Source organism: Qipengyuania aquimaris (assembly GCF_009827445.1).
Classification (GTDB): Bacteria; Pseudomonadota; Alphaproteobacteria; order Sphingomonadales; family Sphingomonadaceae; genus Qipengyuania; species Qipengyuania aquimaris.
In genome coordinates, this window is sequence record NZ_WTYI01000001.1 from 2,587,198 (window position 1) to 2,600,008 (window position 12,811).

Sequence of the window (12,811 nt, forward strand, 5' to 3'; positions counted from 1 at the left end):
CGCATAGCGTAGGCTCGCCTATAGCGCGGGCCATGCGAACAGGCCGTATCGAACGAAACACCGCCGAAACGAAAATCCTTGTCGAGGTCGATCTCGACGGGACCGGCTCCTACGATATTTCGACCGGGATCGGGTTCCTCGACCATATGGTCGAACAGTTTTCGAAGCATTCGCTTATCGATGTGACCATGAAGGTCGATGGCGACCTGCATGTCGACCAGCACCACACGACCGAAGACAGCGCGCTTGCGCTGGGGCAGGCGCTTGCCCAGGCACTTGGCGACAAGGGCGGGATCGCGCGATACGGCAGCGCCTATTCGCCGATGGACGAAACGCTGGCGCGCGTAGCGCTCGACATTTCCGGGCGTCCCTACTTCGTTTGGAAGGCCGGCTTCAGCCAGGAAAAGCTGGGTGAATGGGACACCGAGCTGATCGAGCACTGGTTCCACTCCGTCGCGCAAACCTGCGGCCTGACGCTGCATATCGAACTGCTCTACGGCACCAACAACCACCACATCTGCGAAAGCATCTACAAGGGCTTTGCCCGCGCAATGCGGATCGCCTGTGAAATCGACCCCCGCAAGGGTGGGGCAATCCCGAGCACGAAGGGGCAGTTGGGTGGCTGAGGTGATCGCCCTCGTCGATTACGGCGCGGGTAACTTGCATTCGGTCGAGAACGCGCTGCGCAAGGTCGGGGCACATGTCACGGTAACTGCCGATCCCGACGTGCTGCGCGCGGCCGACCGGATCGTCTTGCCGGGCGTCGGTAGTTTTGGCGCCTGTGCAGCCGGTCTTCGCGCCGAAGACGGAGTGATCGAGGCGATGCACGAACGGGTGTTCGTCGGCGGGGCGCCCTTTCTCGGTATTTGCGTCGGCATGCAATTGCTGGCGACGCGCGGTCTCGAGCACGGCGAGACGCCCGGTCTGGACTGGATTGGCGGCGAAGTGCGCCTGATCCAGCCGCGCGATGAAAGCGTGAAGGTCCCGCATATGGGCTGGAACGACGTCGCACTTACGCATCACGCCGAAGATCATGCAGTGGTCGAGGAAGGCGAGGCCTATTTCCTCCATTCCTATCACTTCCATGCCGACCGGGGCCGCGACGTGCTCGCGATGACCGACCACGGAGGCGGCCTCGTTGCGGCAGTCGGCCGGGACAACTTGCTTGGCGTGCAATTTCATCCCGAAAAGAGCCAGGGCTTTGGGCTCGGGCTGCTCACCCGTTTTCTCGAGTGGAAACCATGATCGTATTTCCCGCTATCGACCTGAAATCCGGCCAAGTCGTGCGCCTAGCCGAAGGCGACATGGACCGCGCCACCGTTTACGGTGACGATCCCGCTGCTCAGGCGAAGGTTTTCGCCGAAGCTGGCGCGGGCCACCTCCATGTGGTCGATCTCGACGGCTCTTTCGCCGGATCGGCGCAGAACCGTGCAGCGGTGGAACGCATCGTCGAAGCCTTTCCCGGCCATGTCCAGCTAGGCGGCGGGATCAGGCGGCGCGAGGATGTCGAAGGCTGGTTCGATGCCGGTGTTTCACGCATTGTCATGGGTTCGGCTGCGCTCAAGGACCCGGAATTCGTCAAGGACATGGCCCGCGAGTTCGAGAACGGCATCGTCGTCGCTGTGGACGCGAAAGACGGCATGGTCGCGACCGAAGGCTGGGCCGAAGTGTCCGATGTGCCCGTCGTGGACCTCGCGCGCCGGTTCGAGGATGCAGGCGTCGCCGCGCTGCTGTTCACCGACATAGGCCGGGACGGGCTGCTCAAGGGCGTTAATCTCGACGCGACGGTCGAACTCGCGCGTCGCGTGGACATTCCGGTCATCGCCAGCGGCGGCGTGAAAGGTATCGACGACATCCATGTCCTGAAGCTGCATGCGCACGAGGGGATCGAGGGTGTCATCACGGGCCGTGCGCTTTACGACGGACGGCTGGATCTGGCCGCAGCCCTGGCGGTGGCGGAGCAGCAATGACCGTCCGTATGCGCGTCATACCCTGCCTCGACGTGCGCGATGGGCGCGTGGTGAAGGGGGTCAACTTCGTCGATCTGAAGGACGCAGGCGATCCGGTCGAGCAGGCGCAGGCCTATGACCGCGCGGGCGCGGACGAACTTTGCTTCCTCGACATTTCTGCAAGCCATGAAGGGCGGGGAACGCTGCTCGACATGGTGCGGCGCACGGCTGCGGTATGTTTCATGCCGCTTACCGTCGGCGGAGGCGTTCGCAGCGTTGAGGACGCTCGCGCCCTCCTGCTTGCAGGCGCAGACAAGGTGGCGGTCAATTCCGCGGCTGTCTCTCGCCCCGAACTCGTGCGCGAGATTGCCGAAAAGTTCGGGAGCCAGTGCGTGGTCGCGTCGGTCGATGCGCGCGCTAAGACCGAAGGCGAGGGCTTCCGCGGCTGGGAAATCTATACCCACGGCGGGCGCAAGCCGACCGGCATCGACGCGGTGGAACATGCGCAGAAGCTCGCGGAACTGGGTGCAGGCGAATTGCTCGTGACCTCGATGGACGGGGACGGAACGAAGCAGGGCTACGATCTCGAACTCACGCGCGCGATAGCGGACAGCGTCTCGGTGCCGGTAATCGCCAGCGGCGGGGTCGGCACGCTCCAGCACCTGGTCGACGGGGTGACCGAAGGCCATGCAAGTGCGGTGCTGGCGGCGTCGATCTTCCATTTCGGACAACACACCGTCGCCGAAGCGCACAGCGCCTTGCGTGCTGCGGGCTTGCCTGCGCGCGGCTGATCGGTGCAGGAGGGCCTCATGGAAACCCTGACCCGTCTCGAAGCGACAATTGCAGAACGCCGCAAGGCCGATCCCAAGTCGAGCTATGTTGCGCAACTTTCGCACCGCGGAACGCCCGTCATGGCGCGCAAGCTTGGCGAAGAAGCAGTGGAAGCCTGCGTGGCAGCCCTCTCCGGCAGCCGCGAGGAGCTGGTCGGCGAAGCTGCCGACGTGATCTTTCACCTCATGGTGCTGCTCGCCGACAAGGGCGTCTCGCTCGAAGAGGTCATGGCCGAGCTCGACCGCCGCGAAGGCGTGTCCGGGCTCGACGAGAAAGCCAGCAGGAGTACGTGATGCCGATCGACCCGACCTTGCCCTATGACGACGACAATATCTTCGCGAAAATCCTGCGCGGCGAAATTCCGTCAACCAAGGTCTATGAAGACGAGTGGGCTTTCGCTTTCGAGGACATCAACCCCCAGGCCGAAGTGCACACGCTCGTCATCCCCAAGGGGCGTTATGTCAGCTGGGACGATTTCAGCGAGCGGGCGAGCGACGAAGAAATCGGCGGCTTCGTCCGCGCCGTCGGCAAGGTCGCCCGCGATAAGGGATTGGTGGAGCCGGGCTACCGGATGATGGCCAATATCGGCGCGCATGGCGGGCAGGAAGTGCCCCATCTCCACGTGCATATTTTCGGCGGGCAGCCGCTGGGGCCGATGATCGCGCGATAGATTTCGTCGCGCGGGAATCTCGTTTCACCCCCGTTCATGTAAAACAGACGAATTGCCGCTTTGCCGCGAATCCTCGCTGCGCTAGAGCGCCGTCATAAATGTCACTGCCCAATTTCCCCGACGGTGTAATTCAAGGCGACCGGCATCTTTATGCCGTGCGCGCCTATTACGAGGACACGGACCTCTCGGGCATCGTATATCACGCGAATTACCTGCGCTGGTTCGAGCGCGCGCGCTCCGATTTGCTGCGCCGCCTCGATATCGACCAGCGTGCCGCTATCGAGAGCGGCGAGGGCGCCTATGCCCTTTCTGAGGTAAATCTCAAATATCTCCGCCCGGCCAAGCTCGATGACGACGTCCTGATAGAGACGCGCTGCACCGAGCTCAAAGCCGCCTCGTGCCGGATGCACCAGAAGGCATTCAGGGGCGATGAACTTCTTGCCGAGGCACATTTGCGCGTCGGCTTCATTTCATTGGAAGGGCGGCCGAAACGCCAGCCCGAAGAATGGCGCGCGGCTTTCGCGCGTTTTACAGAATCACCAGAGGACCGATGACCACACTCGATACGCTTGCTGCGGCTGCCCCTACACGGCTCGACCCCATCCAGCTTTTCCTCGATGCCGACATCGTGGTGCAGCTTGTCATGCTGGGCTTGATCCTGGCCAGCATCTGGGTGTGGACGATTATCGTTTCGTTTTCGCTGCGAATGAAGAAGCTGCGCCGCCGTACCCGCAAGTACGAGGAAGAGTTCTGGCAGGCAGAGAATTTCGACCGGTTCATGTCGGACCGCGGCAACAAGGATGTCCCGTCCGCGCGCGTCGCCCAGGCGGCGGTCGGTGAATGGCGCAAGTCCACCAAAGGCGAAATCCGCGACCGGGAAGGCCTGCGCGGTCGCATCGCCACAGCGATGGAAAGCCAGATAGCGCTGGAAGCAGACGATATTGCCGAACGGCTGAACTTCCTTGCCACGGTCGGGGCCGTCGCACCTTTCGTCGGACTGTTCGGCACGGTGTGGGGCATCATGAACAGCTTCTTCCAGATCGGTGCGCAGGAAAGCTCCTCGCTCGCGGTGGTCGCTCCGGGTATCTCCGAAGCGCTCTTTGCTACGGCTATCGGCCTGTTCGCGGCCATTCCGGCCGTCATCGCGTACAACCGGTTCAGCCATTCGGTCGAGCGTTTCGAGGCTGGCCTGCATCGCTTCTCCGACCGCCTCTACGCCACTTTCAGCCGCCAGCTGGAGCAGCGCTGACATGGCGATGAGCCTCGCCTCCTCCAAGGGAACGCGGCGCGGGAGAGGGCGTTCGCGGCGACCGATGTCTGAAATCAACGTGACGCCGTTCGTCGACGTCATGCTGGTGCTGCTCATCATCTTCATGGTCACTGCCCCGCTGCTTACGGCAGGAGTCCCGATCGAGCTGCCCGACAGCCGTGCGAACGCTCTGCCACAGGAAGCGCAGCAGGTTTCGATCAGCATAGATTCCGACGGTTATGTCTATATCGACGATACGCAGATCGCCGTCGGCGGCCTGCCTAACGCGCTCGAAAACATCCCGCGCCAGGGAGAGGGTCCCGATATCACTCTGCGTGCGGACCGGTCGCTCGATTACGGAAGGGTGATGGCCGTGATGGGAGAATTGAATCGTGCGGGCCTCAACCGCATTTCGCTGGTCACAAACGGTGGCCAGGCGAGTGCTCCGGTCAATCCCGGTTCATCCAGCGAGGAATAGCCAGCGCTTATGGAGAGAGTAGGCATCAGGACCGAGGAACGCACCGGACTGCTTATTGCAGTCGGGCTCCACCTCGCCTTGCTGGCCGCGCTGCTTGTCCAGGCGTTGATGCCGGCAGCCGAAATTCCGCGCACCGAACGCATGACGGTCAGCCTGGCGGAGGACGTCGGCCTGGAAGCCACTGCGCCCGAACCCGTTGTTGAAAGCCGCGCGGCGATTGCGCCGGAGCTTTCGGATACTCCTGCTCCTGCTTCGGAAATGCTGGAAGCGCCCGACACGCCGCAGGTCGATCGACCGACCCCGCGTGTCCAGCCCAATCCCGCCCCGGCGCGCGATACCCGCCCCCAGCCACGTCGCGAACAAACCCGTGAACAGCCGCGCGAACAGGCCCAGCCCCGCCGGACGGAACGCACTGGCGGCTCGCGCGTGGGCGACAATTTCCTCGCCGGATCGGGCGACAGCACGACCACCAACGAAACCCGCGTTCCTGCATCGCAGATCGGCGCAAGCGCCAAGGCGTCGCTGGTCCAGCGTATCTCGCGCGAAATCAAGCCGCACTGGCAACCGCCAAGCGGACCCGAGGTCGAACAGATCACGACTTACCTCAGGTTCCAGCTCAACCCTGACGGCAGCCTTGCCGGCAGGCCGACCGTCGTCCGCCAGACCGGGGTAAACGACACCAATCGCGCGCAGGCCGGGCGACACGGCGAACAAGCCATTCGCGCCGTACAGCTAGCGGCGCCGTTCGAATTGCCAGAAGAATTCTATGAGGCCTGGAAGGTGGTTGGACCCTTCGGCTTCGACTGGAGACTTGCCCAATGAAATGCTTAGCTCTGATCCCGCTCGCACTCTTCGCTGCTCCCCTGGCAGCGCAAAACCAGGACCTCGGCGAACCGATGCAGGAAGGCCAGGCTGTCGAAACCATCGCCGAAGAAAGCGGGCTGACCGGATCGGTAAGTTTCGAAGGTAATCTCGATGACCTCGGTATCGCCATTCCCGCGTTCGCGACCGACCGTGATGTTGCAACGCCAGCCAATGCCAACGGTACGGCGGCGCTCGGTGTAGAGCTCGCTCGCGTAATCACCTCGAACCTGCGCAACAATGGTCTCTTCAAACCGACGGGCCCGGATTCGCTTCCGACCCCCGCATTTGCAAACATCACGTCGCCAAACTGGGCGACCTGGTCGACCCGCGGCGCGGAAATGCTGGTGCACGGTTATGTTCGAGCGCGCAGCGACAATCGCCTGACGGTGGGTTGTTATCTTTACGACATGGCCTTGCAGGACCGCTTGGTCGCTGAAGGCTGGGTGGTCGCGCCTGCAGACTGGCGCCGCGCTGCGCACAAATGCGCCGACCTCGTATACGCGCGCCTGACCGGTGAAAGCCCGTTCTTTGACAGCCGTATTGCCTACATCGCTGAGACGGGCCCCAAGGATAATCGCACCAAGCGTCTCGCCATCATGGATAGCGACGGGGCCAACCACCGGTTCATTACGACGGGCCGTTCGACCGCTCTTACGCCGCGCTATTCGCCGGATTATCGCCAGCTGGTCTATCTCAGCTATGTCGACGGCAATCCGCGTATCTACGTTTATGACATCGGTACCGGGCGGCAGACGCTCGTCACGCAGAGCGACAATCCGACCTTTGCACCGCGGTGGAGCCCGGATGGACGCTACATCCTCTATTCCATGGCGGTTGGCGGCAATACCGACATTTATCGTGTGTCGGCCAATGGCGGTCGCAGTGAACGGCTGACCGATGCGCCCGGCATCGATATCGGCGGATCGTTTTCGCCCGATGGCAGCAAGATCGTTTTCGAGAGCGACCGTTCGGGCAGCCAGCAGATCTACGTGATGGATGCAGACGGTTCCAACCAGCGCCGCCTGTCCTTCTTCGGAGGGCGCTCGGCAACGCCGGAATGGAGCCCGCGCGGAGACCAGATCGCGTTCACTCACATAGCCGGTGACTTCAACGTGGCGGTCATGAATCCGAGCGGGCGTGGCTTCCGCAAGCTGACCCGCGGCTGGCAGGACGAAGCGCCGACCTGGGCACCCAATGGCCGCATCATCCAGTTCTTCCGGACGGAGCGCAACAGCGGGCGCACCTCGCTGTGGCAGGTGGATCTTACGGGAGAAAACGAACGCAAGTTGCCGACTCCGGTGGATGCGTCCGATCCGGCTTGGGGACCGATCCTTCCTTAAGTGCATTTGAGTAAGCATGGGGGCGCCATTCAATCGGGGGCAAACCGATTGCAACAAGCTGTTTTATAAAGGGGACAGCCAATGAATACACGTATTGCCACTGCCGCCGTGTTGAGTTCTGCACTGGCCCTCGCTGCCTGCCAGAAGAAAGCACCCGAAGAGCTGCCGCCGCCGCCGGAAGATGTGACGGCGACCACGCCTACGACCACTACGCCCGCCGGCCCGACTGTCGGCAGCATGGAGCATTTCCTCGCTGCGGTCGGACAGATGAATACGGTCGTCTATTTCGACACCGACCGCTACAACATCGACGCGGAAGATTCTGCCAAGCTGCAGCGCCAGGCGCAGTATTTCAGCCAGTATCCGAGCGTCACCTTCACGATCGAGGGGCACACCGACGAACGCGGTACGCGTGAATACAACCTCGCTTTGGGCGAACGTCGCGCAAACGCGGCGAAGAACTATCTGGTTAGCGTTGGCATTCCTGCTAGTCGCATCCGGACGGTAAGCTACGGCAAGGAGCGCCCGGTCGCCCTCGGTTCAAATGAGTCTGCATGGGCTCAGAACCGTCGTGCCGCCACTGTGACGATCAACTGATACATGTGTGGCGGCGGGCTGGGAGAACACTTTTGCGAGCCCGCCGGCGCATCGCCGGGAGAACCCTTTGCGAAATGGTATTGCTGCGAGCCGTTGCGAAACCGGCCATCTCACCTAGATTGACCCGCATGTTTGCCCGCTCCACTTCACCTGTGCCCGTCGTCTATGCCTAAGGCGCGGCGATCCAACGACTGGGGATTTCCCAGGTGGCGCGGGTACGAAGCGAGCCGCGAAGCCGCCACGGTACGCCTGTGCGATCGCCATGGTTGCGAGGAGGTGGGCGATTGCCCCGCGCCCAAGGCACCGAACAGTCCGGAACGCTGGATGTTCTGCCAAGCCCATGCTGCCGAATACAATCGCAAGTGGGACTATTTCGAAGGTCTCGACAAAGAGGAAAAAGAGGCGCGGGCCAAGGCGGAAAAATCCGAAAATGCGGGCTATGCGGAGGCCCAGCATTATGGCTGGAGCGGCAGCGGCGACGGATCAAGATCGGCCGATGAAATGCGCGCGCTCGACGTACTTGAGCTCGAGGCCGATGCAGACTTTGCGGCTGTCAAAAAAGCTTTCAGGGCGAAGGCCAAGGAAGTTCATCCTGACGTGAAGCCAGGCGATGAGGAGGCCGCGGCGGAGTTCCAGAAATACTCCTTGGCCTATGAGATTCTCAAATCCGCTGAAGATAGGCGCGAGTGGAAGGGGTGATTGTCGGGTAAACCTTTGTATTTGCGGCTTTCGATAGTGAACCGCGCGTTTACCTTTTATTGCTCTTTGTTAATTACAAGGTCCTTGGAACGACCATGACCTTGCAACAGCGTACCTTTGACCGTGCGGCGAGCAACCTCGTCATCGACTGTATCGTGCTTCGCCGGCGCGAGCGTGCGATCCTGTGCGATATTTCAGCCAGCGGATGCCGGATGGAACTGTTCGATGGTTTCGTTCAGCTAGGTTCTACAATCATCTTCGAATTGGACGAACGCCTGGCATTTGCCGGGGAGGTTGTCTGGACGCGTGGCGGAGAAGCGGGCGTGCAGTTCACTAAGCCTCTTCCGGCCAGCATCATGACAGCTCTCGAAATGTAACTGTGCTCTCAGGATAGGCGGGCCAGGATAGCTTTTGCCATGCGCGATCCGAGTTCGGGTCCCTGTTCGGGATAGTAGTACGGCTCGATCATTTCCGCCTCCATTACCGCGAGTTTCCCGTCAGGAAGGCGTGCCATGTCGATCCTGCAATAGAGCGGGCGATCAAAGGGCAGGTTATCGACAACAGTGCTTGCAGTCGCCAAGTCTGCACGAGTGGGTGAGTAGTCGGACTCATACCCCCCATAGAGCGACTGGATGCGGTATTCTCCCTCCGCCGCGCGCTTGAGCACGCCGTGCGAGAACTCCCCGTCGATGAAAAAGAAGGTGTATTCTCCCTCTTCGACGACACTAGGAAGGAACGGTTGCACCATGCATGGCCGTCGCATCGCCCAATCCGCGTCGGGAGGATTGCTGCGTGAAAAGCTGAACTGGCCCAGTCCTCCTGCGCCGACCTGCCGCTTCACCACGACACGGTCGACGTCGAAATGATCCATCGCGTCCCTCACACCATTCGCATCGATCGATTCTTGCCAAAGCGTCGGAACGGTGGTCGCTCCCTTGGCGGCGAGCTCCCTCAGATACCCTTTGTCGGCATTCCAATGCACGATCGCAGGAGGATTGTGGACAGCAATGCCGGCTGCATCCAGTTGGTCGAGCTTGGCAAGAAAGTCCTCCGGATAGTCCTGATAATCCCACGCCGTCCCAAGAAGGACGAGTGGGATGTCGGCAAAATCTTCAAGCGGTGCCCGCCAGTCGATCTCAACCAGTTCCAGACCAGCCTTCTCGAAGGCCGGGCGCAGTGCAGCCGTCACGAGATCGTGCTCGAAAGCATCGCCTCGTCGTTCGCCCGCGCCCGGCATCGTGTCCGCACAGGCAAGGAAGCCGATGCGTGTCGGCATTCTAGACCGCTTCCAGTGCCTGTTCGAAGTCGGCAATCAGGTCGTCCGCATCCTCGATACCGATGGAAATGCGTACGAGATTGTCCGAAATGCCTAGTTCGGCACGGCGGCCCTCAGCAACCGAAAGATGCGTCATCGAGGCCGGGTGACTCGCCAGAGTCTCGGTCCCGCCAAGACTAACGGCGAGCTTGGCAATCTTCAGCGCGTCGAGGAAACGGAAACATTCCGCCTCGCCACCTTTCAGCAGCAGCGAGAAGGTGGAACCCGCGCCGAGGCAGTGCCGGTCGTAAATGTCCTGCTGGCGAGCATCCTTGATCATCCCGAGATAGCCGAGGCCTTCTACCTTCGGGTGCTTGGCAAGGAAATCGCACACCTTCTCGGCATTCTCGCCCGCCCGCTGCATCCGCAGTTCGACGGTTTCGAGGCTGCGGCAGAGCATCCACGCCGTGTTCGGATCGCAGATGCCGCCCATCGTGTTGCGCAGCATGCGGATGGCATCGATAAAACGCTTCTTGCCTGAGACGCTGCCGGCGACCAGATCGGAGTGGCCGCCGACATATTTCGTCAACGAGTAGACCACGAGGTCAGCACCGTGATCCAGCGGACGCTGCCACAGCGGACCGAGGAATGTATTGTCGATTGCGATCGAGCACTTGTCCGGATCGAAATGCGCATCGCGCGCTTCCCTAACCGCTTCGATGTCGACCAGTGCATTCGTCGGGTTGCCCGGGCTTTCGAGGTAAATCATAGGCACTTCGCCGCCCTGTTCCTCGGCCATGGCCTTGGCTTTAGTCATTACCTCGTCAATTTGCGCACGGTCGGCACCAGCCGGGAAATCGATGAACGTAACCCCATACTTTGCCATCGTCTTGGCAATGAAGCCCTCAGAAGCGGCATAAAGGGGACCCGAGTGGACAATTACGTCACCGGCCTTGCATGCTGCCAGCAGCAGCACGGCGATCGCGGTCATCCCGCTGGAGAAGCTGAGGGCTTCTTCGGCGCCGTCCCACACGGCGAGGCGATCTTCGAGGATTTCCTGATTGGGCGCGTTGAAGCGGGAATAGACCAGTCCATCCGCACCGCCCGGACGCTTGCCGGTGATGCCTTCGAAATGGCGCTTGCCGTCGGCCGCGCTCGGGAACGCAAAGGTCGAGGTAAGGAAAATCGGAGCCTTGAGGCTGCCTTCCGATAGGGTCGGGTCGAACCCGTGACCCATCATCAGCGTGCTGGGCTTGAGCGGGCGTCCGCCGACCTCGGGGATCTTGCGCTTTGGAGCCATGCGGGGGCTGACGGGATCGATATCGTTGTCGCTCATAGGGGAGCATCCTTCCTGCAACGTCGCTCCCAGGAAGGCGGGAGCTAAATTTGGGGTCAAGCGGCACCCGTTCCTAACCTCCGCAGGAACGCTTCTCCGCATGCCGTGGCAATGGGGCGTGGATTACGGAGCGTCAGGCCCCTTTTCAAGCGGCAAGCGAGGCCATTCCCCAAACCACGAATACGATCAGGAAAATGCCCACAAGATCGAGCAGGATCCCGGCCTTTACCATGCGCTCGATCTTTATCCGCCCAGTGGCCCAAGCGATCGCATTGGGCCCAGTCCCGGCAGGCAGCATGAAGCCCCAGCTGGCGGCGAGCGCTGCGGGCATTGCGAGCAATACCGGGTCGGCGCCAAGGGCCACCACCAGGCTCGCCACGACAGGAATGATCCCGCTGGCCGTCGCCACGTTGCTTGCAAACTCGGTGATGAGGACAACCATCCCAACTATCGCCAGCGCCACCAGAACAAGAGGCCAGTTTTCCAGCGGTAGCAGTGCATTGCCGAGCCAGTCGGCAAGTCCGCTGGCCGACATTCCCGCAGCGAGGGCGAGACCACCTCCGAACATCATGATGACACCCCATGGAGCCCTGTCGGCTTCGTCCCATTTCAGCATCGGTCGGCCCGTTCCGTCGGGAAGCAGGAACAGGAGCAGGCTCATGCCGATGGCGATCGTGCCATCGGTCAACGATCCTGCCGGCAGGAACGGCGCAATCCAGCGCTGTCCCATCCAGAGCAGGAATGTCAGGATGATCAGGGGGACAAGCCGCCGCTCCGCGCTGGACCACGCGCTGTGTGTGTCGATCGATGCTCGTGCGGCCTGCGTATCGAAGGGGTGTTCGGCGACCCGCTGGACCCGGGCAATCAACCAAGCGGCAATCGGGATGCCGACGACTACCACGGGCAGGCCGTAGAATGCCCAGTCTGCAAAGGTGATCCGTGTCCCGGTAAGCGTGTCGAGCAGCCCGACCGCAATGGCGTTCGTGGGGGATCCAACCAGCGTTCCCAGCCCGCCGATGCTGGCCGCGAATGCGATGCCCATGGGCAGGGCACCGGCCAGCCCTTCCTGTTCGCTATCGGCAAGACCTCCGCCGGCCAGCACTGCGACTGCCATCGGCATCATGATCAGGGCAGTCGACGTGTTGGAGATGAGCATTGAAAGAATCGCTGCCGTAATCATGAAAGCCAGCAAGACGCCTGTCTGGCTGCCAGTCCCGACCGCTCTCAGCAGAGCAAGCGCGAGGCGGCGATGGAGACCGGTCCGTTCGATCGCAAGGGCGATGAACGCACCGCCCAAGATCAGGAACAGGATGGGCGAATAGTAAGAACCGGCGGTCGCCTTCGCGTCCATCACGCCGGCGAAAGGGAGGACAAGGAAGGGCATCAAAGCGGTGGCGGTGAGGGGCATCGCCTCGGTCATCCACCATGCGGCCATGAGCACGACAAGGCCCGCGACGACGCCGGCCTCGCGGGACATGCCGGTAGGTAGCGGCGCGAAGATACCCGCCATCAGGCTCAATGCCCCGACGGTCAGCCCTATCTG

At 61.8% G+C, this 12,811-nt stretch carries 17 protein-coding genes; 14 read left to right on the forward strand and 3 right to left on the reverse strand.

Features of this window, described 5'->3' with window-relative positions; all coding sequences use genetic code 11:
• The first annotated feature begins 32 nt into the window (after window positions 1-32).
• The 14 genes from hisB to GRI34_RS12790 all read left to right on the forward strand — a co-directional run bounded on the left by hisB (window position 33) and on the right by GRI34_RS12790 (window position 9,054).
• Window positions 33-626, forward strand: a complete 594-nt coding sequence (hisB, locus tag GRI34_RS12725) for an imidazoleglycerol-phosphate dehydratase HisB (protein WP_090477685.1) — start codon at window positions 33-35, stop codon at window positions 624-626.
• Window positions 619-1,245 carry an imidazole glycerol phosphate synthase subunit HisH gene (gene hisH / locus GRI34_RS12730; protein ID WP_160596250.1) on the forward strand — a complete coding sequence of 209 codons (627 nt, stop codon included), beginning with the start codon at window positions 619-621 and terminating at the stop codon, window positions 1,243-1,245. The genes hisB and hisH overlap by 8 nt, the downstream gene beginning before the upstream one ends.
• A complete protein-coding gene (hisA, locus tag GRI34_RS12735) occupies window positions 1,242-1,970 on the forward strand; it encodes a 1-(5-phosphoribosyl)-5-[(5-phosphoribosylamino)methylideneamino]imidazole-4-carboxamide isomerase (protein WP_160596251.1) in 729 nt (242 codons plus the stop codon). Before hisH ends, hisA begins: the two co-directional genes overlap by 4 nt.
• Window positions 1,967-2,740 (forward strand): imidazole glycerol phosphate synthase subunit HisF, encoded by a 774-nt coding sequence (gene hisF, locus GRI34_RS12740; RefSeq protein ID WP_160596252.1) that lies wholly within the window; start codon window positions 1,967-1,969, stop codon window positions 2,738-2,740. Before hisA ends, hisF begins: the two co-directional genes overlap by 4 nt.
• A gap of 18 nt (window positions 2,741-2,758) precedes the next feature.
• Window positions 2,759-3,073, forward strand: coding sequence for a phosphoribosyl-ATP diphosphatase (locus tag GRI34_RS12745; protein WP_160596253.1), 315 nt, complete (start codon window positions 2,759-2,761; stop codon window positions 3,071-3,073).
• Entirely contained in the window at window positions 3,073-3,450 is a 378-nt protein-coding gene (locus GRI34_RS12750) for a histidine triad nucleotide-binding protein (RefSeq protein WP_160596254.1), read from the forward strand. The genes GRI34_RS12745 and GRI34_RS12750 overlap by 1 nt, the downstream gene beginning before the upstream one ends.
• Before the next feature lie 98 nt (window positions 3,451-3,548).
• Window positions 3,549-4,004: a YbgC/FadM family acyl-CoA thioesterase gene (locus tag GRI34_RS12755; RefSeq protein WP_160596255.1), complete on the forward strand. Its 456-nt coding sequence runs from the start codon at window positions 3,549-3,551 to the stop codon at window positions 4,002-4,004.
• On the forward strand, window positions 4,001-4,699 hold the full coding sequence (gene tolQ, locus GRI34_RS12760; protein ID WP_160596256.1) for a protein TolQ: 699 nt from the start codon (window positions 4,001-4,003) through the stop codon (window positions 4,697-4,699). The genes GRI34_RS12755 and tolQ overlap by 4 nt, the downstream gene beginning before the upstream one ends.
• 1 nt (window position 4,700) lies before the next feature.
• Window positions 4,701-5,177: an ExbD/TolR family protein gene (locus GRI34_RS12765; protein ID WP_160596257.1), complete on the forward strand. Its 477-nt coding sequence runs from the start codon at window positions 4,701-4,703 to the stop codon at window positions 5,175-5,177.
• A gap of 9 nt (window positions 5,178-5,186) precedes the next feature.
• Window positions 5,187-5,999 (forward strand): energy transducer TonB, encoded by an 813-nt coding sequence (locus GRI34_RS12770; protein ID WP_160596258.1) that lies wholly within the window; start codon window positions 5,187-5,189, stop codon window positions 5,997-5,999.
• Entirely contained in the window at window positions 5,996-7,381 is a 1,386-nt protein-coding gene (gene tolB, locus GRI34_RS12775) for a Tol-Pal system beta propeller repeat protein TolB (RefSeq protein WP_160596259.1), read from the forward strand. The genes GRI34_RS12770 and tolB overlap by 4 nt, the downstream gene beginning before the upstream one ends.
• An 81-nt stretch (window positions 7,382-7,462) precedes the next feature.
• Complete coding sequence (gene pal / locus GRI34_RS12780; RefSeq protein ID WP_160596260.1) at window positions 7,463-7,978, forward strand: peptidoglycan-associated lipoprotein Pal; 516 nt, start codon at window positions 7,463-7,465, stop codon at window positions 7,976-7,978.
• A 165-nt stretch (window positions 7,979-8,143) separates the two neighbouring features.
• Entirely contained in the window at window positions 8,144-8,677 is a 534-nt protein-coding gene (locus GRI34_RS12785) for a J domain-containing protein (protein ID WP_160596261.1), read from the forward strand.
• Between the two features lie 95 nt (window positions 8,678-8,772).
• On the forward strand, window positions 8,773-9,054 hold the full coding sequence (locus GRI34_RS12790) for a PilZ domain-containing protein (RefSeq protein WP_160596262.1): 282 nt from the start codon (window positions 8,773-8,775) through the stop codon (window positions 9,052-9,054).
• Between the two features lie 8 nt (window positions 9,055-9,062).
• Here GRI34_RS12790 and GRI34_RS12795 read toward each other — a convergent pair whose 3' ends face one another.
• The 3 genes from GRI34_RS12795 to GRI34_RS12805 all read right to left on the reverse strand — a co-directional run bounded on the left by GRI34_RS12795 (window position 9,063) and on the right by GRI34_RS12805 (window position 12,778).
• Complete coding sequence (locus GRI34_RS12795) at window positions 9,063-9,953, reverse strand: ATP-grasp domain-containing protein (RefSeq protein ID WP_234028223.1); 891 nt, start codon at window positions 9,951-9,953, stop codon at window positions 9,063-9,065.
• 1 nt (window position 9,954) lies between these two features.
• Window positions 9,955-11,268, reverse strand: coding sequence for a cystathionine gamma-synthase family protein (locus GRI34_RS12800; RefSeq protein WP_160596263.1), 1,314 nt, complete (start codon window positions 11,266-11,268; stop codon window positions 9,955-9,957).
• A 145-nt stretch (window positions 11,269-11,413) separates the two neighbouring features.
• On the reverse strand, window positions 11,414-12,778 hold the full coding sequence (locus tag GRI34_RS12805) for an SLC13 family permease (RefSeq protein WP_160596529.1): 1,365 nt from the start codon (window positions 12,776-12,778) through the stop codon (window positions 11,414-11,416).
• Window positions 12,779-12,811: the final 33 nt, after the last annotated feature.